The 24,877-nt window shown below is 67.5% G+C and carries 24 protein-coding genes; 13 read left to right on the forward strand and 11 right to left on the reverse strand.

The window, feature by feature from the left end:
- Positions 1 to 50 precede the first annotated feature (50 nt).
- A complete protein-coding gene (locus tag BLU08_RS05805; RefSeq protein ID WP_090196607.1) occupies positions 51 to 302 on the forward strand; it encodes a hypothetical protein in 252 nt (83 codons plus the stop codon).
- Entirely contained in the window at positions 292 to 729 is a 438-nt protein-coding gene (locus tag BLU08_RS05810; RefSeq protein ID WP_233996109.1) for a hypothetical protein, read from the forward strand. Before BLU08_RS05805 ends, BLU08_RS05810 begins: the two co-directional genes overlap by 11 nt.
- Before the next feature lie 124 nt (positions 730 to 853).
- On the opposite strand, the gene BLU08_RS05815 is transcribed toward BLU08_RS05810, so the two are convergent.
- From BLU08_RS05815 to fsa, 10 genes are all read right to left on the reverse strand, one after another.
- Positions 854 to 2,293, reverse strand: coding sequence for an aldehyde dehydrogenase family protein (locus BLU08_RS05815; RefSeq protein ID WP_090196613.1), 1,440 nt, complete (start codon positions 2,291 to 2,293; stop codon positions 854 to 856).
- Positions 2,294 to 2,360: 67 nt separating this feature from the next.
- Positions 2,361 to 4,043, reverse strand: coding sequence for an acetolactate synthase large subunit (locus tag BLU08_RS05820; protein ID WP_090196618.1), 1,683 nt, complete (start codon positions 4,041 to 4,043; stop codon positions 2,361 to 2,363).
- A 150-nt stretch (positions 4,044 to 4,193) separates the two neighbouring features.
- Positions 4,194 to 5,132, reverse strand: a complete 939-nt coding sequence (locus BLU08_RS05825) for a D-2-hydroxyacid dehydrogenase (protein ID WP_090196621.1) — start codon at positions 5,130 to 5,132, stop codon at positions 4,194 to 4,196.
- Positions 5,129 to 5,752 (reverse strand): class I SAM-dependent methyltransferase, encoded by a 624-nt coding sequence (locus tag BLU08_RS05830; RefSeq protein WP_090196625.1) that lies wholly within the window; start codon positions 5,750 to 5,752, stop codon positions 5,129 to 5,131. Before BLU08_RS05830 ends, BLU08_RS05825 begins: the two co-directional genes overlap by 4 nt.
- Positions 5,749 to 7,272, reverse strand: coding sequence for a cysteine--tRNA ligase (cysS, locus tag BLU08_RS05835; protein WP_090196629.1), 1,524 nt, complete (start codon positions 7,270 to 7,272; stop codon positions 5,749 to 5,751). The genes BLU08_RS05830 and cysS overlap by 4 nt, the downstream gene beginning before the upstream one ends.
- Positions 7,273 to 7,305: 33 nt before the next feature.
- The gene (locus BLU08_RS05840) at positions 7,306 to 7,968 is read right to left on the reverse strand and encodes a nitroreductase (protein ID WP_090196632.1); all 663 of its coding nucleotides are present in this window, start codon (positions 7,966 to 7,968) and stop codon (positions 7,306 to 7,308) included.
- Positions 7,965 to 8,294 carry a DUF86 domain-containing protein gene (locus BLU08_RS05845; protein WP_233996110.1) on the reverse strand — a complete coding sequence of 110 codons (330 nt, stop codon included), beginning with the start codon at positions 8,292 to 8,294 and terminating at the stop codon, positions 7,965 to 7,967. Before BLU08_RS05845 ends, BLU08_RS05840 begins: the two co-directional genes overlap by 4 nt.
- Before the next feature lie 16 nt (positions 8,295 to 8,310).
- Positions 8,311 to 8,607, reverse strand: coding sequence for a nucleotidyltransferase family protein (locus BLU08_RS05850; RefSeq protein ID WP_090196640.1), 297 nt, complete (start codon positions 8,605 to 8,607; stop codon positions 8,311 to 8,313).
- Between the two features lie 20 nt (positions 8,608 to 8,627).
- Positions 8,628 to 10,469: a cobaltochelatase subunit CobT gene (cobT, locus tag BLU08_RS05855; RefSeq protein WP_090196645.1), complete on the reverse strand. Its 1,842-nt coding sequence runs from the start codon at positions 10,467 to 10,469 to the stop codon at positions 8,628 to 8,630.
- 62 nt (positions 10,470 to 10,531) lie between these two features.
- Positions 10,532 to 11,185 (reverse strand): fructose-6-phosphate aldolase, encoded by a 654-nt coding sequence (gene fsa, locus BLU08_RS05860; RefSeq protein WP_090196649.1) that lies wholly within the window; start codon positions 11,183 to 11,185, stop codon positions 10,532 to 10,534.
- A gap of 81 nt (positions 11,186 to 11,266) precedes the next feature.
- Between fsa and BLU08_RS05865 the strand changes: the two genes are divergently transcribed.
- From BLU08_RS05865 to BLU08_RS05905, 9 genes are all read left to right on the forward strand, one after another.
- Positions 11,267 to 11,926: a DUF2490 domain-containing protein gene (locus BLU08_RS05865; protein ID WP_090196653.1), complete on the forward strand. Its 660-nt coding sequence runs from the start codon at positions 11,267 to 11,269 to the stop codon at positions 11,924 to 11,926.
- A gap of 158 nt (positions 11,927 to 12,084) precedes the next feature.
- On the forward strand, positions 12,085 to 14,253 hold the full coding sequence (locus BLU08_RS05870) for a primosomal protein N' (protein WP_090196657.1): 2,169 nt from the start codon (positions 12,085 to 12,087) through the stop codon (positions 14,251 to 14,253).
- A gap of 35 nt (positions 14,254 to 14,288) precedes the next feature.
- A complete protein-coding gene (locus BLU08_RS05875; RefSeq protein ID WP_090196662.1) occupies positions 14,289 to 15,860 on the forward strand; it encodes a cryptochrome/photolyase family protein in 1,572 nt (523 codons plus the stop codon).
- 352 nt (positions 15,861 to 16,212) lie between these two features.
- On the forward strand, positions 16,213 to 17,025 hold the full coding sequence (locus BLU08_RS05880; protein WP_157674464.1) for a hypothetical protein: 813 nt from the start codon (positions 16,213 to 16,215) through the stop codon (positions 17,023 to 17,025).
- Between the two features lie 227 nt (positions 17,026 to 17,252).
- Positions 17,253 to 18,623, forward strand: a complete 1,371-nt coding sequence (locus BLU08_RS05885; protein ID WP_090193770.1) for an IS1380 family transposase — start codon at positions 17,253 to 17,255, stop codon at positions 18,621 to 18,623.
- Positions 18,624 to 18,842: 219 nt separating this feature from the next.
- Positions 18,843 to 19,475, forward strand: a complete 633-nt coding sequence (locus BLU08_RS05890) for a glutathione S-transferase family protein (RefSeq protein ID WP_090196668.1) — start codon at positions 18,843 to 18,845, stop codon at positions 19,473 to 19,475.
- A gap of 37 nt (positions 19,476 to 19,512) precedes the next feature.
- A complete protein-coding gene (locus BLU08_RS05895) occupies positions 19,513 to 20,430 on the forward strand; it encodes a CHAD domain-containing protein (RefSeq protein ID WP_090196671.1) in 918 nt (305 codons plus the stop codon).
- Positions 20,420 to 20,911, forward strand: a complete 492-nt coding sequence (locus BLU08_RS05900; RefSeq protein WP_090196674.1) for a CYTH domain-containing protein — start codon at positions 20,420 to 20,422, stop codon at positions 20,909 to 20,911. Before BLU08_RS05895 ends, BLU08_RS05900 begins: the two co-directional genes overlap by 11 nt.
- A 137-nt stretch (positions 20,912 to 21,048) precedes the next feature.
- Entirely contained in the window at positions 21,049 to 21,615 is a 567-nt protein-coding gene (locus BLU08_RS05905; RefSeq protein WP_090196679.1) for a DUF4142 domain-containing protein, read from the forward strand.
- Between the two features lie 72 nt (positions 21,616 to 21,687).
- On the opposite strand, the gene BLU08_RS15590 is transcribed toward BLU08_RS05905, so the two are convergent.
- Positions 21,688 to 22,212 carry a methylated-DNA--[protein]-cysteine S-methyltransferase gene (locus BLU08_RS15590; protein WP_090196682.1) on the reverse strand — a complete coding sequence of 175 codons (525 nt, stop codon included), beginning with the start codon at positions 22,210 to 22,212 and terminating at the stop codon, positions 21,688 to 21,690.
- A 222-nt stretch (positions 22,213 to 22,434) separates the two neighbouring features.
- On the opposite strand from BLU08_RS15590, the gene BLU08_RS05915 reads away from it, so the two are divergent.
- Positions 22,435 to 24,078 (forward strand): serine protease, encoded by a 1,644-nt coding sequence (locus tag BLU08_RS05915; protein WP_090196685.1) that lies wholly within the window; start codon positions 22,435 to 22,437, stop codon positions 24,076 to 24,078.
- A gap of 241 nt (positions 24,079 to 24,319) precedes the next feature.
- Positions 24,320 to 24,874 (forward strand): F0F1 ATP synthase subunit delta, encoded by a 555-nt coding sequence (locus tag BLU08_RS05920; RefSeq protein WP_090201080.1) that lies wholly within the window; start codon positions 24,320 to 24,322, stop codon positions 24,872 to 24,874.
- Positions 24,875 to 24,877 lie beyond the last annotated feature (3 nt).

The following is a 24,877-nucleotide window of genomic DNA, read 5'->3' on the forward strand; positions in this document are numbered from 1 at the left end:
TTCGCCGCCCCGGTGCCACCATCAGGACGCAGCCAGATGAGGGGTAAACCATGCTGATCCGCACCATCGAGACCTTCCTGCGCCGGCACGAAATGCCCGCGACGAAATTCGGCCGCCTCGCCGCGCACGACCCGCGCTTCGTGCTCGACCTTCGCATGGGCCGCCTGCCCCGTCCCGCCACCGAGGCGCGCACGCGTGCATGGATGAAAGGCTACGAGGCGAAGGCGGAAGCCTGCGCGAAAGCCTGCCCCCAGGCCGCCGCCGCTCCCGCCGGGACGAAGGAATCGACCGATGCCGAGTGACACGCTCACCCTCCCCGCCGATCTCGAAACCAAGTCCAGGGACGCCCCGCCGCCGCAGCAGCAGCGCGCCCCCGCCCCGCCCCGCACCGCAACGCCGCGCCGCTACCGCCCCCGCCGCACCACCGCCGACCGGGTGCGCGAGGCGCTGCTCACGCTGGCGCAGGGCCATGCGAGCCTGCTCACCCACGAAGAGAAGGCCTGGGCCTCGATCACCTTTTCGGGCACGCGGCACGAGGTGATGCTCGATTTCGACGGCCCGGAGGCGGTCGCGGCCGGCGAGGAATTCATCGACGAACTGCCCGAACACGAATTCCGCATCCCCGGCCAGCTCGTCGCCGACGCGACGGTGCGCGAGATCGACCACCGCTTCGGCGCGGACGAGCGGCTGGTGGTGACGGCGGTGTTGCTGCTGCTGGAGGAAGGCTAGACGGCAGAGGGCGCGCGCTCGGGCCGCAGCGCGGCCCGCAAGCGCGACCGCGCGCCCGCAGGTGCCCCGGAGCGCAGCGCAGGGGACAGCGCCGAGGACGCGGGCCCGGATGGGCCCGTGCATATCAATTCCGCCGCACCACCAGGTTCCGGATCTCGCTCATGTCCTCCATCGCGAAGCGGATACCCTCGCGGCCGAGCCCGGAGTCCTTCACGCCCCCATAGGGCATGTTGTCGACCCGGTAGCTCGGCACGTCGTTCACCACCACGCCGCCAACCTCGAGCCGGTCCCACGCGTCGAACATCTGGAACAGGTCGCGGGTGAAGATGCCCGCCTGCAGGCCGAACTTCGAATCGTTCACCTCGTCCAGTGCAGCGCCGAAATCCTCGAAGCGCTGGAGGATCGCCAATGGGCCGAAGGCTTCCTCGTTGCGCGCCTTGCAATCGTGGGGCACGTTTTCGAGCAGCGTCGCTTCGAGCATGTTGCCGTTCGACAGTCCGCCCCCGCACAGCAGGCTCGCGCCAGCGTCGACCGCCTCGTCGATCCAGCCCTTCAGGCGCTCGGCCTCCTTGTCGGAGATCATCGGGCCGATGAAGGTGTCGCGGTCCTTGGGATCGCCCGCCTTGAGGCTCCCGGCCTTCTCGACCAGCATCGCCTTGAAATCGTCATAGACTTCCGCATGGATCAGGATGCGCTGCACCCCGATGCAGGACTGGCCCGACTGGTAGAAGGCGCCGAAGATCACCCGTTCGAGCGCGTCGGCAAGGTCCGCGTCGCGGTCGATCACCACCGCGGCATTGCCGCCGAGTTCGAGCACTACCTTCTTCTTGCCCGCTCTGGCCTTCAGGTCCCAGCCCACCCCGGGCGAGCCGGTGAAGGACAGGAGCTTCAATCGCTCGTCACAGGTGAACAGGTCCGCCCCGTCGCGGCTGGCGGGAAGGATCGAGAACGCGCCTTCGGGCAGGATGTCACATTCGGCCAGCACCTCGCCCATGATGATCGCACCCAAGGGCGTCTTGCTCGCCGGCTTCATCACGAAGGGGCAGCCGATCGCGATGGCGGGCGCGATCTTGTGCGCGGCAAGGTTGAGCGGAAAGTTGAACGGGCTGATGAAGCTGCACGGGCCGATCGGCAGCCGCTTCCACATCCCCATGTAACCCCTGGCGCGCGCGGAAATGTCGAGCGGCTGGACCTCGCCGTAGTTCCGCACCGCTTCCTCGGCGGCGATGCGGAAGGTGTCGATCAGGCGGGTGACTTCGCCTTCGCTGTCCTTGATCGGCTTGCCCGCCTCAATGCACAGGGCATAGGCCAATTCGTCGAAACGTTCGCGGAAGCGCGCGACGCAATGCATCAGCACGTCCTGCCTTTCGTAGGAGGCGAGCTTCGCCATTGGTTCGGCTGCGCGCACCGCCCCGGCAATACCTTCCTCGATCACGTCGGGCGTGGCCAGCGCGGTGCGGAAGGCGACCTCGCCGGTGTATTTGTCCGTGACCTCGAGATCGGTGTTGGGCTGCACCGCCCGGTTGTTGAGGTAGAGCGGATAGGTGTCCTTGAGCTGGGGCATCGTGACCTCCGGTAAATGGGCTGGCGCAGTGGTTGCGCCTTTCGCCATGACGACGCCGGGCCGGGGCCTATAGTTCCGCGCTCAGCCGCTTGATATCATGGTTCAGGATCTGGTCGTTCTCGCTGTAGTCGACCGGGCAGTCGATGAGATGCACCCCCGGCGTGTCGCGGCAATGGGCCAGCAGGTCGGCGAGATGTTCGCTCGAAGTCACCCGGTGTCCGCTCGCGCCGTAGCTTTCGGCATAGGCGACGAAATCGGGGTTGTCGTAGGTCAGCCCGAAATCGGCGAAACCCATGTTCGCCTGCTTCCAGCGGATCATGCCATACGCATCGTCGCGCAGGATCAGCACGGTGAAGTCGAGGCCGAGCCGGACTGCCGTTTCCATCTCCTGGCTGTTCATCATGAACCCGCCGTCGCCGCAGATCGCCATGACCTTGCGCTCCGGGTAAAGCATCGCGCTCATCATCGCGCTCGGGAGCCCGGCGCCCATCGTGGCGAGCGCGTTGTCGAGCAGGACGGTGTTGGGAAGATAGGCGGTGTATCCGCGCGCGAACCAGATCTTGTAGACCCCGTTGTCGAGGCAGATGATCCCGTCCTCGGGCATGGCGGCGCGCACCTGTTGCACGAGATGCGGCGGGAAGATCGGGAAACGCGCGTCGTTCGCGAGCGGCCCGGTATGGGCGAGTTCGGCCTTGCGGTATTCGAGCATCCGGGCGAAATCCCACCGCCCCTGCGGGACGATGTCCTCCTTGATCTGCCAGATCGCGTTGGCGATGTCGCCGATCACCTCGATCTGCGGGAAATAGACCGGATCGACTTCCGCTGTCTTGGTCGAGACGTGGATCACCGTGGGCGGGCTGTCCGAGCCCACGGCACCTTCCTCGTCATTGTGCATGAAGAAGGGTGGCTTCTCGATCACGTCGTGGCCGACATTGACGATGCAGTCCGCATCCGCGATCGCCCGGTGGCAGAAATCACCCGCCGAAAGCGCCGCGCAGCCGAGGAACAGCGGGTGGCGTTCGTCGATCACGCCCTTGCCCATCTGGGTCGTGACGAAGGGGATGCCGGTCTTCTCGATGAACTGGTGGAGCATCCGCCCCGTCATCTTGCGGTTCGCGCCCGCGCCGATGACGAGGATCGGCGACTGTGCGGCTTCGATCGCGGTCACCGCCTGGCGCACCGCCTTCACCTCGGCCGAAGGGCGCCGCGCGAGCGAGGGCGCGATCGGCCGGCTGGCGGACCTTTCCTCGGCGATGTCCTCGGGCAGTTCGAGATGCACCGCGCCGGGCTTCTCCTCCTCGGCCAGGCGGATCGCCTCGCGCACCCGGCTCGGGATATTGTCGCCGCTGGCGAGCTGGTGGGTGAATTTCGTGATCGGTCCCATCATGTCGACCACGTCGAGGATCTGGAAGCGGCCCTGCTTCGATTTCTTGATCGGTTTCTGGCCGGTGATCATCATCATCGGCATCCCGCCCAATTGGGCATAGGCCGCCGCGGTCACGAAGTTGGTCGCGCCCGGGCCGAGCGTCGCGATGCAAACGCCGGTCTTGCCGGTGTGCCGGCCGTAGGTCGCGGCCATGAAGCCGGCGCCCTGTTCGTGGCGGGTGAGGATCAGCCTGATCTTGTCCGATTTCGACAGGCTTTCGAGGAAGTCGAGATTCTCCTCCCCCGGCACGCCGAAGATGTATTCGACGCCTTCCGCCTCGAGACACTCGATGAACAGGTCCGATGCCTTGGTCGTCTCGCTCATGCTGCTTCCCCCCGGATGCGGACAGGCCCGCGGCCTGCCCTCCCTTCCCGCCCCCATGCGGATAGCGCGACTGTATGACCGCCGCGTGATGGAGCGGCCGCGCGCGGGAGTATTGCAGAAATCCGCCAACCCGCAAGGCGCGGGCGCGATTCAATAGCCCAGCTTCGGATCGAAGACCGGTGCGACCGGCTCGCCCTTCAGATAGCTGTCGAGGTTCGCAAGGAAGCGGTCTGCCGAGCGGACGAACATCCTGTCCTGCGCCCGGCCCGACAGGTGCATGGTGATGTGGGCATTGCCCAGCGACCACAGCGGGTGGTCGGCAGGCAGCGGTTCGGGCGTGGTGACGTCGAGGAAGGCCCCGCCGATGGCCTTGTTCTCCAGCGCCTCCACCAGCGCCGGCTGGTCGATCACGCTGCCGCGCGCGATGTTGACGATGACGGCGTCGGATTTCATCGCGGCGAGTTCCTCTGCCCCGATCATGCCTTCGGTCTCCGGGGTGGCGGGAACCGCGAGGATCACCCAGTCGAATTCCGCCAATCGCGCGCGCCATTCGTCCGGGCCGAGCGTGCCCTCCCCGCCCGAGCGCCGCACCACGCTGACCGCGACATCGAAAGCCTCGAGCCGCGGCTGGATCAGCTTGCCGATCGCCCCGTAGCCGAGCAGCAGTGCCTTCGTGCCCGCCAACTCGCGCTTGCCGGGGCTGTCGAGCAGCCATTCGTGCCGCTCCTGCGCGCGCACCACATCGCGGTAACCCTTGGCGATGGTGAGCATCCCCATCACCACATATTCGGCGATGGTGACGGCGTTGATCCCGGCCCCGTTGGTGACGGTGATCCCGCGCTCGATCAAAACGTCCATCGGCAGGAAATCGAGCCCGGCATAGATCGAATTGAGCCATTTCAGATCATGCGCCGCGCGCAGGGTTTCGACCATCGCGCCCGTGTCGTTCATGTCGAACCAGCCGATCTCCGCGCCCCTGACCGCCTCGATGGCCTCCTCGCGGGTCATGAACCAGCGCACGTCGAGATCGGGCGGAAGCCGCGGTTCGAGCAGCGGGCGGATGAGGCCGGAGATCGCGAGGGTGGTCATTCCGTCACCCTCCGGAAGACGCACCAGTTGAAGTTCTGGACATTCCCGCCCGGGGTTTCGTGCTGCTCGCTCCAGTGTTCGACCAGCCCGAACTGCGCGCCCAGTTCCTGCCCGAGCGTTTCGGGCGAATGGCGCTGCACCGGCAGGCCGCTGCACTTTTCCGGGCCGTCCGGCGCGAAGGTGGCGATGACCGCGATCCCGCCGAGCTCCAGGCCGGCAAGCAGCGCGGCGCGATAGGCGGCGCGCTGCTCGGGCGCGGTCAGGAAGTGGAACACCGCCCGGTCGTGCCACACCCCGTAGCGGCGGGCGGGCCGCCAGTCGGTGATGTCGGCGCAGATCCAGTCGATTGCCGCGCCCTCGCCCGCGGCTTCGGCCCGCGCCCGGTCGAGCGCCTGCCGGGAGATGTCGAGCACGGCTACCTCGGCGAAACCCGCCTTCACCAGCTCTCCGGCGAGCCGCGACATGCCGCCGCCGATGTCGATCGCCGCCGGGCGTCGATCGCCGCAATGGCGCAGGATCGCAGAAAGCGAGACCTCCGGCGCGGGCTGATACCAGCTCAACGCGTCGGCTGGACGCTTTCGGTAGACCTCGTCCCAATGCTCGGTGCGCGATGCGGTCATCGTTCAAGCCTCCATTCCCAGCCGAGCGGATCGCCGTCCATCACCTCGACGCCTTGCCGACTGAGTTCGTCGCGGATCGCATCGGAGCGCGCGAAGTCCTTCGCGGCGCGGGCCTGCTTGCGTTCGGCGAGCGCGGCTTCGATTTCGTCCTCGGTGATGGTTGCCGAGACGGGGCGGATACGCAGGTCGGAGCGGGTGAGGCCCAGCAGGTCGAGGCCGAGGACTGCGTCCATGCCCGCCACGACCTTGAGCGTCTCTGAAGGCAGCACCTTCTTGCGAGCCAGGACATCCTCCAGCACGGTTATTGCGATTGCGCTATTGAGGTCCTCTGACATGGAAGCGTCGAAGTTGATGAAGAAATCCACCCACGACTCAAGTTCGTCATCTTGAACTTGTTTCAGGGACCATCCCTCCTCGTGCGACCAGTTCGATGCGTCAGGCATGGATGCTGAAACAAGTTCAGCATGACGGGCCTTAAGGTTTTCGATCCTTTGGACCATCCGCTTCAATCGCGTCAGCGCCGCGCCCAATCCCTCCCACGAAAACTCCAGTTCGCTGCGATAATGCGCCTGAAGGCACATCATCCGGTAGGCGAGCGGGTGATAGCCCTTCTCCACCAGCAATCGCAGCCGCAGGAACTCGCCCGAACTCTTCGACATCTTGCCGCTGCGCTCGACGAGGAAGTTGTTGTGCATCCAGATCTTCGCGCCCGAATTGCGCGCGTCGTCGAGGCCCCCGCAGCCGCAGAACGCCTGGTTCTGGGCGATCTCGTTGGGGTGGTGGATCTCGCGGTGGTCGATCCCGCCGGTGTGGATGTCGAAGGGAAAGCCCAGCAGCGCCTCGCCCATGACCGAGCATTCGAGATGCCACCCCGGCGCGCCCCGGCCCCACGGCGAATCCCATTCCATCTGGCGCTTCTCGCCCGGAGGCGTGGTGCGCCAGATCGCGAAGTCGGCGGCGTTGCGCTTGCCTTCGACCGCGTCGATCCGACCCTCTCCCTCTTCCGTCACCGCGCGCGCAAGGCGGCCGTAATCCTCGACCGTCGAGACATCGAAATAGAGCCCGCTGTCGAGCATGTAGCAATGCCTGTCCGCGATCGATTTCGCGAAGGCGATCATCTCGTCGATATAATCGGTCGCGACCGACCAGCGCGCGGGCTCGCGGATGTTGAGCGCCGCGACATCCGCCTTGAACGCCGCGGTGTAGTGCGCCGCGATTTCCCGGATCGAACGCTGCGATCCGGCCGCCGCCTTTTCCAGCTTGTCCTCGCCCGCATCCGCATCGTCGGTGAGGTGCCCGACATCGGTGATGTTGATGACGTGGGTGAGGTCATACCCCTTCCACGTCAGCGTGCGCCCCAGCACATCGGCGAACACATAGGCGCGCATGTTGCCGATATGGGCGTAGTTGTAGACCGTCGGCCCGCAGGTGTAGACGCGCGCCTCGCCGGCATGGACGGGCTCGAACACCTCGAGCTTGCGGGTGAGCGAGTTGAACAGTTTGAGCGGCGCTTCGGTCATGCCTGGGCGCTTTGCTTGTCGAGGGCGCGCGGGTCAATCCCAGCCGATGAACCGGACCTGCTGTTCGAGCGGCACGCGCTCGCGCTCGAAATTGTTCACCGGCGCTTGCGCGTCGCGATAGCCGATCGCCATGCCGCAGAAGAACATGTAGCGATCATGGTCGAGCCCGAGATGGTCGCGGATCACGTTGGCGTAGAAGGCCATGAATTCCTGGAAGCAGGAATCGAGCCCCTCCTCGCGCAGCAGCAGGGCGACGGTCTGGAGCCACATGCCCGTATCCGACCATTGCGGCTCCTTCATCAGCCGCGGGAAATAGACGAACATGACCGCCGGCGCATCGAAACTGGTCGCGTTGCGCCCCATCGCCGCCATGCGCGCGGCGGTGTCGTCGCGCGCAATGCCGAGCGCATCGAACATGCCCCTCGAAATGCCGAAAAGGCGCTGCTTGTAGGCGTCCTCGGACTTGGGCGAGTCCCAGTCGTATTCGAGTTCCTGCGGCGGGGTGGAGGCGATCTTGGCCTGAAGCTCTTGCAGCGGCTGCCCGGTCAGGATCGCCGCCTCCCACGGCTGGTAATTGCACCCCGAAGCGGCCCAGCGCGCGGTGTCCATCACGCGGCGGATCTTGTCGTATTCGACCGGCTTGTCGAGAAAGGCCCGGATCGAGCGGCGGGTGGTGACGGCTTCGGTTACGTTCATCTGTCTCTTTCGCTTCTGTTAAGATAGGCCTCGCAAGCCCGCTTCAATCCCGGAAGATCCCGCAGGATCGTGTCATAGATCAACCGGTCGTCGATACCGTCATAATCATGGCGCAGGACATTTCCGAATCCGCGCAAGGCGTGGAACGGGACCTCCGGCGCAACTTCGCCCATCCCTTCCTCGCCGATCTTGACGGCTGCCTCGGTCAATCGCTGCAAGCAGCGCTCGACCGCATCGACCCGCATGCGATCGCCCGAGAAGGCCTCGAGATCGATGCCCTGCGTATAGGTCTCGATCGCTTCGATATTGTCGATGATATCGCGCACCCGGTCCGAGCGACGTTCAGAAGACACGTTTCCGGTCTCGATCTATCTCACGCTGAAGCCGAGCCTTGCGAGCAGGCTCGATCACCAGATCGACCTTCGAGGCAAGCGCCTGTTCGAGCCGGTATCCCAGATCGGCAAAGGCGAATCCGCCGATCTCGCGATCCCGGCCGAACTCGAGCGCAAGATCGAAATCGCTCGTCGTGCTCGCGACGTTTCGTGCCCGCGAACCGAACAGCGAGACATGCTTTATGCCCAAGGCGCGCAGGTCCGGTTCCATTGCTCGAAGGCGCTCAATCGCCGTGTCGGTATCCATGCGAGCCTCGTTCGATTGCCCTAACGCCGTTTAACGCCCTTCTCATCCTCGAACAACTCCGCCAGCTGCTCCATGATCGTGCCGCCCAGTTGCTCCACGTCCATGATCGTCACCGCGCGGCGGTAATAGCGCGTCACGTCGTGGCCGATGCCGATGGCGACCAGCTGGACGGGCGAAACCTTCTCGATCCAGTCGATCACGCCGCGCAGATGCGCCTCGAGATAACCCGCCGAGTTTACCGACAGCGTGCTGTCATCCACCGGCGCGCCGTCCGAGATCACCATCAGGATCCGCCGTTCCTCGGGGCGTCCCAGCAGGCGGGAATGCGCCCAGAGCAGCGCCTCGCCGTCGATGTTTTCCTTCAGCAGCCCCTCGCGCATCATCAGCCCGAGATTGCGCCGCGCGCGGCGCCACGGTTCGTCCGCCTGCTTGTAGACGATGTGCCTCAGGTCATTGAGGCGCCCGGGATTGGACGGCTTGCCGTCGGCGAGCCAGGCCTCGCGGCTCTGCCCGCCCTTCCACGCGCGGGTCGTGAAGCCCAGGATCTCGGTCTTGACCCCGCAGCGTTCGAGCGTGCGCGCGAGGATGTCGGCGCTGATCGCAGCGATCGAGATGGGCCGCCCGCGCATCGAGCCCGAATTGTCGATCAGGAGCGTGACAACCGTGTCCTTGAACTCGATGTCGCGTTCGACCTTGTAGGAGAGCGCCGTGCCCGGCGAGACGATCACGCGCGACAGGCGCGCGGCGTCCAATACGCCTTCCTCCTGGTCGAAATCCCAGCTGCGGTTCTGCTGCGCCATCAGCCGCCGCTGGAGCCGGTTGGCGAGGCGCGTCACGACGCCCTGCAAGCCCGTCAGCTGGCTGTCGAGATAGGCGCGCAGGCGGTCGAGTTCCTCCGAATCGCACAATTCGGGCGCATCGACGATCTCGTCGAATTTCTCGGTGAAGGCCTTGTAGTCCAATCCTTCGGGAATGTCGGCCTGCGGGCGGTTGGGCTTGACCGGCGCGTTGGAGGCGTCGCCCTCCTCACCCGGTTCGCCGTCCTGCATCTCGTCCTCGGCGGACAGCTCGCTGTCGGCCTCGCCCTCGCCTTCGCCTTCGGCCATGTCGCCGGCCATTTCGGCGCTTTGCGGTTCGTTCGAGCCGTCCTGCTGCTCGTCCTCGCCTTCCTGGTCCTGCTCCTCGCCGTCGTCGTCCTCGCCCTCGTCGCTGTCGCTGTCCTCGGGCCGGTCGGTCGGGCGGGTAAGGTCGAGGTCGCGCAGGATGTCGAGCGCGAGCTTCTGGAAGGCCTCCTGGTCACCCAGGCTTTCGGACAGGGCGGCGAAATCCTTGCCCGCCTTCTCCTCGATGAAGTCGCGCACGAGCTCGATGCCGGAGCGCGCCCTTTCCGGGATCGCCTCGCCGGTCAATTGTTCGCGCAGCATCAGCGAAAGCGCGGTCTGGATCGGCACCTCGGAGGAGTTCTGCGCCCGCACGATCTGGTCGGACGCGGTGCGAAGCTCGGTCGCGGCGTCGAGATTGCGCCTGATCCCGTCGAAACGATTGGCGCCCAGCGCCTCCCAGCGGACCTGTTCGATCGCGTCGTAGCAGGCGCGCGCGACCGGCTCGGGCGGGGCGCCGGTCGCGTGGAGGCCGGCATCGTGGTGGCGCAGCTTCAATGCGAAACTGTCGGCAAAGCCCCGCGCCTCGGTCACCTGGTCGGGCGGCAGGTCGCGGCCCGGCAGCGGCACGCGGAAGCGGTTGCCGGTCTGGCCCGGCAGGTCCGCGCTCCACGCGACCTCCACCTCCGCGTCCTTCGCCAGCGCGCGCGAGGCGCCGGTCAGCGCCTGCTTGAAACGATCGAGAGGGGATTCTTCTGCCATTCGGTCCGCGGATATGGGAATTACGGGATCGTCATCAAAGAATGGCCATCAGAAAATGGCCATCAGAGAATGGATTGCCCGGTCTTTTCCCAGTCCGCAAGGAAACCCTCGATCCCTTTCTGCGTGAGGACATGGTCGAACAGTGCGAAGATCACCTTGGGCGGCGCGGTCATCACGTCCGCCCCGATGCGCGCGCTTTCGAGGACGTGGGTGACGTGCCGCACGCTCGCGACGAGGATTTCCGTGTCGAAGGCGTAATTGTCGTAGATCAGCCGGATGTCGCGGATGAGGTCCATCCCGTCCGTGCCGTTGTCGTCGTGCCGCCCGACGAAGGGCGAAATGAAGGTCGCGCCCGCCTTCGCCGCGAGCAGCGCCTGGTTGGCCGAGAAGCACAGCGTCACGTTCACCATCGTCCCGTCGCCGGTGAGCGCGCGGCACGTCTTGAGCCCGTCGACCGTCAGGGGCACCTTGATGCAGACATTGTCGGCGATCCTGCGGAGCTTTTCGGCCTCCTGCATCATGGTTTCGTGATCGAGCGCGACGACCTCGGCCGAGACCGGCCCGTCGACGATCCCGCAAATCTCCTTCGTCACCTCCATGAAGTCGCGCCCCGACTTGGCGATGAGCGAGGGATTGGTGGTGACGCCGTCGAGCAGGCCGGTCGCGGCGAGTTCGCGGATGGCATCGATCTCGGCGGTATCGACGAAGAATTTCATGCACTTATCCTTCCACTGGGCGGTGCGGGCCGGCACGGGATGGTGGCGTCTAGCGCCCGCGCCGCCTAAGGGGCAGCGCCGATGATCCGGACCCGGTTGATCCTTTCCGCGCTGATTGCCTGCCTCGGCGGGGCTTGGCAACCATCGATCGCGCGCGCGGCGGACGAGAACGTGCAGCTCTGGGTGATCGGCTCGGCCCGGACCGATCTCGGCGGAGGCACCCGCGCGATGCTCGACGGGTCGATTCGCTTTCGCGAGGACGCGCGCCGGGGCGAGGAGAAGACGATCCGGCTGACGCTCGAACGAAAGGTCGCGCGGGGCGTCACGATCGGGGGCGGCGGCGGGATCTGGGAATCGGCGGGCGGCTTCACGGAGATCCGGCCGCACCAGCAGGTGACAGTCCTGCGCGGGGGCCTGTCGGCCCGCACCCGGCTGGAGGAGCGCATCTTCGACGATGCCCCGCGGATGGCGGTGCGCTTTCGCCAGCGGCTGCGCTATGCCCACGCCCTCTCGGACCGCACGAAGGCGAGCGTCGAGGGAGAATGGCTCCATCTCGTCCGGACGCGCGATCGCACGGGCCCGCAGGACCGCGACCAGTGGCGCGCGCGGATTTCGCTGCAACACAGTCCGGTCGAGCGGCTGACCCTGGGCCTCGCCTGGCTCGCGATCCACGACCCGAGCAGCCAAGGACGCGCGCGCTACGCCCATGTCCCGCAGCTGCGGGTGGACTGGCGCTTCTAGGCGTCAACGCGCGCCCCTGCCCGTTTTCCTGCGGGCGCATTTCCGCTCGCCGCGCTCCGCCTGCGCCGCACCACCGGATAGCGGGACTTTCGGGACCATGGACAAGTCGCGTTCGCCGTGTTCCGAATGGCGGGCGGGCCGTCTATGCTTCGCCGCCGATGAACCGCGTCCGCATCCTCGTCCTCAACGCCGCCCTCGGCCCGCTCGACTATACCGTGCCGGACGGGATCGAGGCGGGGCCGGGGAGCGTCGTCATCGCCCCGCTCGGGCCGCGGCGGGTGACGGGGATCGTGTGGGACGAGGGGCGCCTGCCCGGGGCCGAGGTTCCGGCGGACAAACTGCGCCCGATTATCGGGATCGTCCCCGTCCCGCCGCTGCCGGCACCCTTGCGCCGCCTCGTCGAATGGACCGCGGACTATTACTGCGCCGCCCTGGCCAGCGTCGCGCGCATGGCGCTGTCAAGCGGCGGGGCGCTGGGCGGGCCGACGACGATGACCGAATACCGCCTTGCCGGGGGCGAACCGGCGGGAAGGCTGACCGCGCAGCGCCGGCAGGCGCTCGACCGGTTGCGGCACGAACAGGGCACCATCCGCGAACTCGCCGCCGCCGCGGGCGTTTCCGAGGGCGTGCTGCGCGGCATGGTCGGCGCAGGGCTGATCGAGCCGGTCGAGGTCGCGATCGACCGGCCCTACCGCAGCGCCGATCCCGGCCACCACCGCCCCGATCTCTCGCCCGACCAGCGCGCGGTCGCGGACCGGCTGGTCGAAGCGGTGCGACAGCGGCGGTTCGCGCCCTTCCTGCTCGACGGGGTCACGGGATCGGGCAAGACCGAAACCTATTTCGAACCCGTCGCCGAGGCCCTGCGCATGGGCCGCCAGGTGCTCGTCCTGCTGCCCGAAATCGCGCTGACCGAAAATTTCCTCTCCCGCTTCGAAGAGCGTTTCGGCGCGCCCCCGGTGCTGTGGCATTCCTCGCTCAGGTCGACCGAGCGGCGCCGGGCGTGGCGCGCCATCGCGCAAGCTTCCGCGCAGGTCGTGGTCGGCGCGCGCTCGGCGCTGTTCCTGCCCTATGCCGACCTCGGCCTGATCGTCGTCGACGAGGCGCACGAGATCAGCTTCAAGCAGGATGACGGCGTGCGCTACAACGCCCGCGACGTATCGGTGATGCGTGCCCGGTTCGAGGACCTGCCGGTCGTCCTCGCCAGCGCGACCCCCGCGCTCGAAAGCCTCCACATGGCGGAAATCGGCGTCTACGAACGGCTCGAACTGCCGAGCCGGTTCGGCGGGGCGGAATTGCCCGCGATCCGCATTCTCGACCTCACCCGCGAGAAACCGCCTCGCGGGCGGTGGCTGGCGCAGCCGCTGGTCGATGGTCTGCGCGAACGGCTCGAACGCGGGGAGCAGTCGCTGCTCTTCCTCAACCGCCGCGGCTATGCCCCGCTCACCCTGTGCCGCAATTGCGGCCACCGCTTCAAATGCCCGAATTGCAGCGCGTGGCTGGTCGAACATCGCCTGTCGGCGCGCCTCGCCTGCCACCATTGCGGGCTGGAGACGCAGGTGCCGGAACACTGCCCCGAATGCGGCGAAGGCGACTGCCTCGTCGCCTGCGGGCCGGGCGTGGAACGGATCGCGGACGAGGTCGCGGAACTCTTTCCGCAGGCGCGCGTCGCGGTCGCGACCTCGGACACGCTCGGCAGCCCGGAACGCGCCGCGCAGTTCATCGCCGAGGCCGAGGCGAAGGCGATCGACGTGATCGTGGGCACGCAGCTCGTCACCAAGGGCTTTCATTTCCCCGAACTCACGCTGGTGGGCGTGGTCGATGCCGATCTCGGCCTCGAGGGCGGGGACCTGCGCGCGGCCGAGCGGACCTACCAGCAGGTCGCGCAGGTCGCCGGCCGCGCCGGGCGGGGCGCCAAGCCGGGCGAGGTGCTGATCCAGACCCGCCACCGCGACGCGCCGGTCATCGCCGCCCTTGCCGAAGGCGACCGCGACGCCTTCTACGCCGCCGAGACCGAGGCGCGGCGCGATGCGGGCGCCCCGCCCTTCGGGCGCTGGGCGGCGATCATCCTGTCATCCGAGGACGAGAAGGAAGCGCGCGAGGCCGCGGTCCGGCTGGGTGACGCGCGCCCGCACCTCGATGACCTGATGATCCTCGGCCCCGCCCCCGCCCCGCTCGCCCTGCTGCGGGGCCGCTATCGCTACCGCTTTCTCGTGAATGCAAAGCGCAGCGCGAACCTCCAGGCGGCCTTGCGCGACTGGATCGGGCAGGTCGATTTCGCACCCGGCGTGCGCGTGGGCATCGATATCGATCCCTATTCCTTCGTGTAGAGGCACCAATCACCGCTTCGCTCATTGTCGCCCCGATGCCCGAAACACGCGACCAGCCGATCCTCGTGCCCATCCTCGGCGACCAGCTCACCCGGACCCTGTCGAGCCTGCGCGGGCGGACCAAGGACGATACCGTCATCCTGATGATGGAGGTCTGGGACGAGGCCACTTACGTCAAGCATCACAAGCAGAAGATCGTCCTGATCTTCTCGGCCATGCGCCATTTCGCGGCCGAACTGCGCGAGGCCGGGTGGACGGTCGATTACGTGAAACTGACGGACGAGGGCAATGCGGGCAGCTTCAGCGGCGAGGTCGCGCGCGCGATCGAACGCCACGATCCGCGCGCGATCCGCGTCACCGAACCGGGCGAATGGCGCGTCCGGCAGCAATTGGAGGAATGGGAGGACAAGTTCGCCTGCGAAGTCGAAATCCTCCCCGACGACCGGTTCCTTTGCTCGATCGCCGAATTCCGCGAATGGGCGGAGGGCCGCAAGCACCTCACCATGGAGCATTTCTACCGCGCGATGCGGCGCAGGCTCGACATCCTGATGACCGATGACGGCAAGCCCGTGGGCGGCGAATGGAACTACGACAGCGAGAACCGCCAGCCGCCGAAGGAAGGCATGGACCCGCCCGCCGTCCCCGATTTCGAACCCGACGCCGTCACGCGCGAGGTGATCGCGCTCGTCGGCGAGAAATTCTCCGACCACTTCGGCGATCTCGAACCCTTCCGCTGGCCGGTCACCCGCGCGGACGCGGAAAAGGCCGCCGACGCCTTCTTCGCGGCCCGGATCGAGAAATTCGGCCCCTATCAGGACGCGATGGTGCACGGGGAGGATGACCTCTACCATTCCATGCTCTCGACCAGCCTCAACTGCGGACTGCTCTTGCCCGAAGACCTGTGCAGGCGCGCCGAGAAGGCCTACGAGGACGGGCGCGCGCCATTGAATTCGGTCGAGGGCTTCATCCGCCAGATCATCGGCTGGCGCGAATATGTCCGCGGGTTCTACTGGCTGCTGATGCCGGGGCTCGAAAGCGACAACGCGCTCGATGCCCGCCGCGCCATGCCCGAATTCATGTGGACCGGCGAAACCGACATGCGCTGCCTTGCCGACTGCATCCGCTCGACGCGGGAGGACGCGCACGCCCACCACATCCAGCGCCTGATGGTGCTCGGCAATTTCTGCCTGCTCGCCGGGATCGAACCGCGGCAGGTGCAGGACTGGTATCTCGTGGTCTATGCCGACGCCTACCAGTGGGTCGAACTGCCCAATGTCTCGGGCATGGTCCTCTACGCCGACGGCGGCAAGCTCGCGACCAAGCCCTATGCGGCGAGCGGCAATTACATCAACAAGATGTCGGATTACTGCGCGAAGTGCCGGTATTCGGTAACGAAGAAGACCGGAAAGGACGCCTGCCCGTTCAACCCGCTCTACTGGCATTTCATGGACCGTCACCGCGAACGGCTGGAAAGCAACCACCGGATCGGGCGGATCTACGCGACCTGGGACCGCATGGGCGAGGACAGGCAGCGCGAATATCTCGAAACCGCGCAGGCCTTCCTCGACAGCCTCGAACCGGCCCGCAAGGACTGGGCGCGCGCATGACAAGGGCGCCGTGCGATCGGTGCCCCACCACCGCGCCGGCCGGAGCGAATCGCAGACGAATCGTCCCCCGCGATTCGCGCCCCGTCCTGCGCGCGCCACGGCGTGACGGGTTCAGCGGCGATTCAGGAAGACGGAAGGTTCCCGCCCGCTTGGCCGAACCGGCCAGGACGTTGCCGAAACGCGGCCAGAAGGGCGTCCAATTCAGGATAAGTTAAGCCGTCAAGAAACTGTTGCAAACAACTGAACTGACAACGCAATTTCTTTAGTACACTTCCCCTTTCCGGCGCAATGTGATACTAAATCCACACGGAGCGCTCCTACCCCCGACCCCCACCCAGTAGGAGTAATCACAGTGCCCTCACCCTCATCCCGGTTCACCGCCGGGCTCGCTGCGGCTGCGCTCGCCGTCACCGCGGCCCCTGCCGCTGCCTATGACTTTCCGTGCTTCGAGGATGACCTCGTGGAATCCGCCCGGATCCACGACCTGCGCGTCCTGTTGATGGTCTCGGCGCTCAAATGCCGCTTCGACAACCCGGCGACCCTGCGCGACTACACCGACCTGCTCGACAGCAGGGAAGAGCAGTTCAGCCATCACGGCCACAAGGTGCGCGAGGACCTGATGGAGCGGTTCGGCCCGGTGCGCGGCAATGCCGAGTTCCACACCTACAACACGCGCCTGTCGAATTACCATTCGAAGGTCCAGCCCACTGCCGAGTTGTGCGGGGATGCGAGCGCCTTCATGCGCCTCGCCCGGCGCGCGGACGATGCGGAGCTCGCGACGCTTTCCGCGCTTGCGACCAACCGCACGGTTTCGGCCTGCCCGGTGAGCGAGGCGCGCTTTGCACCCGCGGAGCCGACGGAGGCGCGGGAGCGCGATCCCTTCGCCGCGGTCCCGGAGCCGAGCTGGCAGCGCGCGGCGCCCTCGCCGGCCGCCGAACCCGAAGTCGAAATGGTCGACGGCGTGCCGACCTACAGCGCGCCGAACAGCCTGCCCGGAACCCGGCCCGAACCGCTCGAGCGGGTGGACCTGCCCGCGCAGGTCGCCGCCGCCGAAACCGCCGCGGGCGAGGCCGCTGCATCGGGCGATGACGCGAAGGTCGACCAGGCGATCGCCGCGCTTGCCGCCGCGGTCGAGGCGCTGAAGCAGCTCAAGACCACGCCTTGACCTGCCGCCCCGCCGCCGGAACCAGGGTGGGAGGGTCCGGCGGCGCGGCGCACACGGTCGCAAGAAAAGGGGGTTGGTGGCCCCTTTTTTGTTGGCCGGCTCGGTTCTTCCCGGGCTAGCCCGGATTATTCACCGGCGGTGGTCTGACGGGTTGGCGGGAGTGGCGTAAGCATTTGCATTGTTGTAGGAATGTGGTTGCTTAAGCCAGACCTGCAACGGGGCAAAATATGCCACAGACCACACCCGCCGGATGCGATGATAGCGCGTCCGTATTTTCGTTTCCAGCAGTGCGCGGCAAGAAGGTCACAGCTGCGTTTGACGGCGGCAGGCTGACCTCGGATGGCGGGGTCCTGGTGCTGGCTCAGGCCGAGCGCATGATGGGGCTCTGCCAGCGGCTTGCGGCGTGTATTGCCGATCCGCGCGATCCTGCTCGGGTGGTTCATCGGCTTGAAGATATCCTGCGCGCGCGGATGTTCGCGATCGCCTGCGGCTATGAGGATGCCGATGATCTCGACGCTCTGCGCGATGATCCGGGCTTCCGCCTTGCGCTGGGCAAGCTGCCGGGATCGGGTGCGGGGTTGGCCAGCCAACCGACGATGAGCCGCTGGGAGAATGCGCCGAGCACGCGCGAGCTGGCAAAGATGCTGGGGATCATGATCGACATCTACTGCGCCAGCTACCCCACTCCGCCGGCGGCGGTGACGCTGGATATCGATGACACCTGCGACGTCGTGCACGGCTATCAGCAACTCTCCTTCTGGAACGGACATCATGGGGAGCGCTGCTTCCTGCCGATCCATGTCTACGACACGGCAACGGGCCGGCCGGTGGCGATGCTGCTGCGCACGGGCAAGACGCCTTCTGGCAAGGAGGCGGCAGGGCATATCCGGCGTCTGGTGCGCCATCTTCGCCGCCACTGGCCTGATACCCACATCACCATCCGCGGTGACGGGCATTATGGACGGCCCGAGGTCATGGCCTTCTGCGAGGCGGCCCATGTCGATTACGTGTTCGGTCTGCCGACCAACGCCGCGCTGCGCGCTGATCCGGTTATCGTCACTGCCGCCGATGCCTGCGCGGTCCGCCGCGCCGAGTGCCAACTCCCGGTCCTGCGCAGCTATGCCGAGACCCGCTACGGCGCGAAGAGCTGGAACCGCCAGCGCCGCGTCGTCGCCAGGATCGAGGCCAGCACGCTGGGCATGGATATCCGCTATGTCGTCACATCGCTAACCCAAGGCTCGGCTGAATACATCTATGACACGCTCTACTGTGCGCGCGGGCAGGCCGAGAACTTGATCAAGCTGCACAAGACCCAGCTGGCCAGTGACCGCACCTCGTGCCGGTCGGCGAACGCCAACCAGATGCGCCTGATCCTGCACACCGCTGCCTACTGGCTGCTGTGGCGCGTTCAGCAGGCGATCCCAAAGACCACCGCTCTGGCAAAAGCCGAGTTTACGACCCTGCGCCTGCGGCTGCTCAAGGTTGCTGCCCGCGTCATGGAAAGCGCCACCCGAATCCGCGTAGCGTTCGCCTCTGCGTGCCCCGATGCCGATCTGATGCGTGCCATCGTTCTCGCGCTCAAGCCTGCGCCGACGTAGCGGGCGCGGCAGTGCCGCAGAAACCCCGAGCCAAGTCCTTCAACCAGAAAAGCCCATCGATCACAGCGCGGTGAAACAGACGCCAGCGGTGCCGCACGCCCGCTCTACGCCGCCGCACGCAGCAGTGGCGTCAAGCTCGCGCCGAGAGGCGCCCAACCGCATCGCCGTGAATAAGAGAGGCTAGAACCGCAGGGGCGAGGCAAAAGGGGGAGACAGGCCATGCTCACGATCCATCACCTGCGGATCTCGCAGTCGGAACGCATCGTGTGGCTGGCCGAGGAACTGGGGCTCGACTACGACCTCAAGCTCTACGACCGCGATCCCGAAACGCGGCTCGCCCCGCCGGAACTGAAGGCGCTGCACCCGATGGAGATCGCGCCGGTCATCACCGATGGCGACCTGGTGCTGGGCGAAAGCGGGGCGATCGTCGAATATATCGTCGGGAAATACGCGCCCGACACCGCGCTCGTCCCCGGCCCCGATCATCCCGATTTCGCGGACCATCTCTACTGGTTCCATTTCGCCAACGCGACCTTCATGACGAACGGCATGATGCAGATCGCCGTCGCCGCGGTGGGTGCCGAGATGCCGCCGCCGCTGGCGAAACGGGTGACGAACGCGTGGCAGCAGATCGAGCGGCGGCTGGGCGAAGCGGACTGGTTCGGCGGGAGCGCGCTCACCACCGCGGACATCATGATGGTGTTCCAGCTCACCACCAGCCGCGCGTTCCGCGACCAGGGCATCGACCACCTGCCCAATCTCAGGGCCTATCTGCAACGGATCGGTGCGCGCGAGGCCTACCGCCGGGCGATGGCGAGGGCCGAGCCCGGTTTCACGCCCAAGCTCGACTGAGCCGGGAACAGCCGCGGCGCGCAAGCGTCGATCTGTCATGACCTATTCCTTCGACACGCCATGCGGGGTCGAGCAGGGCTTTCGCGCGATCGCCGACTACCAGATCGGCGCGGCGCTGCGCGAACTCGACCGCGGCGAACGCGAGCGCGAGGAGATCGTTCACGACGTGCGCCTGCGCTGCAAGAAGCTGCGCGGCCTCATCCGCCTCGTGCGCCCCGCCTTTCCCGATTACAAGGCCGAGAACAAGGCCTTCCGCGCGATCGCCCACCTGTTCGAGGACATGCGCGATGCCAAGGTGATGCAGGATACCTACGACCTCGTCATCGCCGCGCACGAGGAGCAGGTCGACCGCAGCGCCTTCGCCAGCGTGCGCCGCGAGATGACGAACCGGCGCAAGGCCGTGCACGACCGCGCCGACTGGGGGGCGGTCAAGGCCGAGGCGCGCGCGGCGCTCGCCGAAGCGCGCGAACGGGCGCGCGGCTGGAGCCTAGAGGCGGACGGCTGGAAAGCGCTCTCGGGCGGGCTCGCCAAGACGCACGGGCGCGCGGTCGAGGCGATGGCGAAGGCCCGCGCCGAGCCGACCGGGGCCAACCATCACGAATGGCGCAAGCGGGCGAAATACCACTGGTATCACACGCGCCTGCTCAAGCACGCCTTCCCGCAGGCGCTCAAACCCCGGGCGGAGACGGTCCACGACCTCACCGACCTGCTGGGCGATCACCACGATCTTAACGTCTTCGTCGCGACGATCGAGGGCGAGCCCGCGGCCTTCGGCGAGCCGGAGACGATCGCGCTCCTCGGCGCGATGGCGGAACGGCTGGCGGCCGACCTCGAAGAGCGTGCCGGGGCGCTCGGCGAGCGACTCTTCGCGGAGGACACGGACACGCTCACCGACCGCTGGGGCGCGTGGTGGGACGCCTGGCGGGCGCAGGAGCGGCGCAGCGATGCCGCCTGACACGCCGGGGCGCGAGATCGAGCGCAAGTTCCTCGTCGAGGGCGATGGCTGGCGCGAGGACGCCGAAAGCTCGAAGCGGCTGCGGCAGGCCTATCTCGCGCTGACCGAGCGCGCGCAGGTGCGGGTGCGGATCGTCGACGGGGAGAACGCGACGCTCACGATCAAGTCCGCCGATCCCGCCGAAGCGCGCGCGGAATTCGAATACGCCGTGCCGGTGGAGGAGGCCGAGGCGATGATCGACCTTGGCAAGACGCGCGTGCTCGAGAAGCGGCGCCATGTCGTGCCCGCAGCCCATGGGCGCGAATGGGAGATCGACGTCTTCGAAGGCGCGCTCGCCGGGCTCGTCCTCGCCGAGATCGAACTGGGCGAGGAAGCGGAGGAGGTCGCCCTTCCCGATTGGTGCGGACGCGAGGTGACGGGCGACGAACGCTTCTACAACGCCGCCCTCGCCGGGGCCGATGCGCCGCCTGCCGTGGACTGATAAAGATCAATCATTTGCGAATTCTATCAATCCTACCTCACAGCTCGTCTAGCCGGCGGGCGAAAACCGGAACGGGATCCGCGCGGATGTTTTCCATCGGCAAGACCCCTTGAACGAACAGACGAGGAGACGATCCCATGACCGACCGCACGACGAACGATCGCACCCGCACCCTGGAAGCCGGCAGCGTCAAGCACGCGCTGAACAAGGCCGCCGACACCGCCGGCGGCATGGTCGGACAGGCCAGCGCCTCAACCACCAGCAAGGCGCCCGATTTCGTCGAGAGCGCCGCGATCAGCGATCGCTACGAGATCGAATCGAGCCGCGTCGCGCTCGACCGGACGCACAACCCGACCGTGCGCGAGGCGGCGCAGAAGATGATCGACGATCACACCGCCACCTCGACGAAGCTCGCCACCGCGGTTCGCCGGTCGCCCAAGGTCGACGATGCCGCCATGCCCGGCGGGCTCGACAAGCGCAGGCAGAAGATGATCGACCACCTGCAGGAGGCGCCCGGGGACGAATTCGACCGGACCTGGCTGAAACAGCAGGTCATGGCGCACGAGGAGGCGACGAGGCTGATGCACCACTATCGCGACGAGGGCGACTGCCAGGTGCTGCGGAGTTTCGCGACCGAGGTCGCCCCGGTGATCGACGGGCATCTCGACCACATGAAGCGGCTCGAGACGAACCTGCCGCGCTGACGGGAGAGGCGCGCCGAGGCACCCGGGGCGCGGGGCGGCCGGCACGGGCCGCTCCGCGCCTTCCTGCGTGAGTCACGCCTCGCGTTCGCGGCGCAGCAATTCGCGCTTGATCGCTCCGCCATAGGCATAGCCGCCGAGCGTGCCGTCCGCCGCGATCACGCGGTGGCAGGGGATCAGCACGGCGATGCGGTTGGCCCTGTTCGCGCCGCCGACCGCCCGGCTCGCCCCCGGTCTGCCGAGCGCCGCGGCAAGTTCGCCATAGGAGCGCGTTTCGCCCGGCGGGATGCGGCGCAGTTCGTCCCACACGCGCGTCTGAAAGGCAGTGCCCTCGACATCGAGCGGGATCGCCTCCGCCGCCGGGCAGGGCCGCTCGACCGCGGCGAGGACCGCGTCGAACAAGGCGGCAAAGGCATCGCCTGCGGGGACGAGGCGCGCCAGCGGGAAACGGGTCGCAAGCTGCGTCTCGCCCTCCCCGAAGGCAAGGCAGCACACGCCCTGAGCGGTCGCGGCGACCAGCATGTCCCCGAGCGAGGTCGCCCGCACCGTCCAGTGGATCACCTTGCCCCGTCCGCCCTTTGCCCAATGCGATGGCGTCATGCCAGCCTCCCCTTCACGTTCCCCCGGAACCGCGCCTGGTCCCGCTTACCCGCCGCCGCGACCGCAGGAACCCCGCGCACCGGGCGCCCGTCATAGCGCAGGCGCCGGGCGATGGCGATGCGCCCCGCGCGGTACCGGCCCAGCGCCGCTGCGGGGTTAATCGCGCACTCATGCCGATTGCGGGATTGAAGGGTCCGCGCTAATGGCCCAATCACGCTGCCTATGACCCTGTCCTCCCCCGCCGCGTCGCGCGCGTCACCCGGCGTGTCCGCAAGCCTGCGCGCCTTGCTGTGCCTGCTGTGCCTCGCCCTCGCGGCGTTCGGGGCCGGGCGCGCGCAGGCCGATGCCGGCGACATCGAGGCCGCCGCGCGCGGAGTCGTCAGAGTCGTCCTGATCGCGCGCGACGGGGAGGAGCTCGTCCCCGTCACCCATGGCAGCGGCTTTGCCGTGACGCCGACCATGATCGTCACCAATGCCCATGTCATCCGCGAGGCGCTGCAGGACGATACGCTGCGTATCGGGATCGTCCCGAGCGAAGGGGATGACGGCGCCTATGCCCGCGCGGTGGCGGTTTCCCCGCGCAACGACCTCGCGCTGGTCGAGATCGTCGACGGATCGCTGCGCCTGCCGCCGCTGACCCTTTCGGGCGAGGTCCGGCGCGGGCTGGGCGAGGTTTCGGCGGTCGGCTACCCGATGAACGTCGACGTCGCGCAGGGGCTGGAGCTCGGCGACATCTTCCGCGCCCAGCCGCCGGTCAAGAGCCGCGGCTTCCTTTCGGGCGAGCGGCCGAGCCGCCAGTTCGACACCATCCTCCACACCGCCCCCATCGCGCGCGGCAATTCGGGCGGGCCACTGCTCGACGGGTGCGGCCGGGTGCTGGGCGTCAATTCCTTCGGCGCGGAATCCGACGGGTCGGACGCGGAATTCTACTTCGCGGTCTCCCTGCGCGAACTTCTCCCCTTTCTCGCGGCGAACGACATCGAACCGCAGGTCAATGCCCTGCCCTGCCGCTCGATCGACGAGCTGAACGCGGCCGAGCGGGCGCGCTTCGAGGCCCAGCGGGCCGACGCGCGGGCGCGGCTCGAGGCGCGCGAAGAGGAACTGCGCGAAGCGCGCGAGACGGCGCGCCTTTCGGCGCTGGTGGCGGTGAGCGAGGAGCGCGAGAACGCGATGGCGATCGCCGCGCTCCTCCTGCTGCTGGGCACCGGGTCGGGCTTCATGGCGGCCGAGTTGCGGCGCAAGGCGCTGCTCGGCGATGCGAGCCAGACGCCCGCGCTGCTCGCCGCCGGGCTCGCCGGCGCGGCGCTGATCGGGGCGATGCTGGCCTGGATCACGCGGCCGGGCTTTTCCGAAATCGAGGACCGCGTGGCCGCCGCGATGGAGCAGCGCGAGGGCGGCCGCGGAAGCGAGCCCGCCCCGGGCGACGGACCGCCCGCCAGCAATGCGCGCGACGGCACGTTGATCTGTTCGTTCGTCCCCGAACGCAGCCGCGTCGTGACCGCGCGGACGGACGACGTGCAGTTCGACTGGGCCGGGGACGGCTGCGTCAACGGGCGCACGCAATACGGAATGATGAACGGGGAATGGACGCGGGTCTTCGTGCCCGACGACGAGGAAGCCGTCGCGGTCAATTTCTACGATCCCGACACGCGCACCTTCCGCACCGACCGCTATCTCCTGGGGCGCGAGGCGATGGCGGAGGCGCGGCGGATGCGCGACGCCTATTCCCCGCCCGAATGCGGGCTCACCGACGCCGCGCGGATCGTCGCCGAACAGCAATCGGCGGTGATGGGCCTCCTGCCCGACCGGCCGAACGAGCGGCTGCTCTATTCCTGCGAGCCCAAGGGCGCCGCGGGCGGCGGCTGACGCGGGGCCTCGCGGGCCGGTCCGCCCTTCCCGCCCCCGTCCGCCGCCCCGGCGCATAGGGATTCGCGAAAGGCAGCCCGCCGCACGCCGGGAACGCCGCCCAGAGAATCGGTGTCCCATGCTTGCAACATCCCCACCCCGGTGCTAGGCGCGCGCCAGCCTTGCCACAGGGGCTTTGTCGGCCCCCTTTTCACGCGAGGCGCAGCATCGTTTCTCGGACCTCCAAGAGGATCTTTCGCGCGTGGATATTTCCGCCGGTATACAGGCCAGCCTAGCGGGGCGTTACGCCGCTGCCCTCTTCGAACTTGCGAGCGAGAACGGAACGGTTTCCGCCGTCGAGAAGGATCTCGAAACGCTGCGGGCCGCGCTCGCCGAATCGGCGGACCTGCGCGCCGTGATCGGCAATCCGCAGATCTCGCGCGGGGCGCAGGGGCAGGCGATCACCGGGGTGGCGCAGCATCTCGGCCTGTCGGACCTCACCACCAGGTTCCTCGGCGTGCTGGCGGAGAACCGGCGCCTTGCGAAGCTTTCCGACATGATCGCCGCGTTCAAGGCGATCGCCGCGGCCCAGCGCGGCGAAGTCGGCGCCAAGGTCACCAGCGCGCACCCGCTCTCGGACGAACAGCTCGCCAGGCTCAAGGAGCGGCTGACCGCGCGCGAAGGCCGCACCGTCATGCTCACCGCCGATGTCGATCCCGAGCTTCTGGGCGGCCTCGTCGTCACCATCGGCTCGCAGCGCATCGACGCCTCGATCCGCACCCGTCTCAACTCGCTTTCGCAGGCCATGAAGGCCTGACCA

Source organism: Erythrobacter sp. HL-111, from assembly GCF_900105095.1.
Classification (GTDB): domain Bacteria; phylum Pseudomonadota; class Alphaproteobacteria; order Sphingomonadales; family Sphingomonadaceae; genus Erythrobacter.

Coding starts and splice junctions, on each gene's coding strand:
- BLU08_RS05805 (WP_090196607.1), top strand. CDS start 51: ATGCTGATCCGCACCATCGAGACCTTCCTGCGCCGGCACGAAATGCCC.
- BLU08_RS05810 (WP_233996109.1), top strand. CDS start 292: ATGCCGAGTGACACGCTCACCCTCCCCGCCGATCTCGAAACCAAGTCC.
- BLU08_RS05815 (WP_090196613.1), bottom strand. CDS start 2,293: ATGCCCCAGCTCAAGGACACCTATCCGCTCTACCTCAACAACCGGGCG.
- BLU08_RS05820 (WP_090196618.1), bottom strand. CDS start 4,043: ATGAGCGAGACGACCAAGGCATCGGACCTGTTCATCGAGTGTCTCGAG.
- BLU08_RS05825 (WP_090196621.1), bottom strand. CDS start 5,132: ATGACCACCCTCGCGATCTCCGGCCTCATCCGCCCGCTGCTCGAACCG.
- BLU08_RS05830 (WP_090196625.1), bottom strand. CDS start 5,752: ATGACCGCATCGCGCACCGAGCATTGGGACGAGGTCTACCGAAAGCGT.
- cysS (WP_090196629.1), bottom strand. CDS start 7,272: ATGACCGAAGCGCCGCTCAAACTGTTCAACTCGCTCACCCGCAAGCTC.
- BLU08_RS05840 (WP_090196632.1), bottom strand. CDS start 7,968: ATGAACGTAACCGAAGCCGTCACCACCCGCCGCTCGATCCGGGCCTTT.
- BLU08_RS05850 (WP_090196640.1), bottom strand. CDS start 8,607: ATGGATACCGACACGGCGATTGAGCGCCTTCGAGCAATGGAACCGGAC.
- cobT (WP_090196645.1), bottom strand. CDS start 10,469: ATGGCAGAAGAATCCCCTCTCGATCGTTTCAAGCAGGCGCTGACCGGC.
- fsa (WP_090196649.1), bottom strand. CDS start 11,185: ATGAAATTCTTCGTCGATACCGCCGAGATCGATGCCATCCGCGAACTC.
- BLU08_RS05865 (WP_090196653.1), top strand. CDS start 11,267: ATGATCCGGACCCGGTTGATCCTTTCCGCGCTGATTGCCTGCCTCGGC.
- BLU08_RS05870 (WP_090196657.1), top strand. CDS start 12,085: ATGAACCGCGTCCGCATCCTCGTCCTCAACGCCGCCCTCGGCCCGCTC.
- BLU08_RS05875 (WP_090196662.1), top strand. CDS start 14,289: ATGCCCGAAACACGCGACCAGCCGATCCTCGTGCCCATCCTCGGCGAC.
- BLU08_RS05885 (WP_090193770.1), top strand. CDS start 17,253: ATGCCACAGACCACACCCGCCGGATGCGATGATAGCGCGTCCGTATTT.
- BLU08_RS05890 (WP_090196668.1), top strand. CDS start 18,843: ATGCTCACGATCCATCACCTGCGGATCTCGCAGTCGGAACGCATCGTG.
- BLU08_RS05895 (WP_090196671.1), top strand. CDS start 19,513: ATGACCTATTCCTTCGACACGCCATGCGGGGTCGAGCAGGGCTTTCGC.
- BLU08_RS05900 (WP_090196674.1), top strand. CDS start 20,420: ATGCCGCCTGACACGCCGGGGCGCGAGATCGAGCGCAAGTTCCTCGTC.
- BLU08_RS05905 (WP_090196679.1), top strand. CDS start 21,049: ATGACCGACCGCACGACGAACGATCGCACCCGCACCCTGGAAGCCGGC.
- BLU08_RS15590 (WP_090196682.1), bottom strand. CDS start 22,212: ATGACGCCATCGCATTGGGCAAAGGGCGGACGGGGCAAGGTGATCCAC.
- BLU08_RS05915 (WP_090196685.1), top strand. CDS start 22,435: ATGACCCTGTCCTCCCCCGCCGCGTCGCGCGCGTCACCCGGCGTGTCC.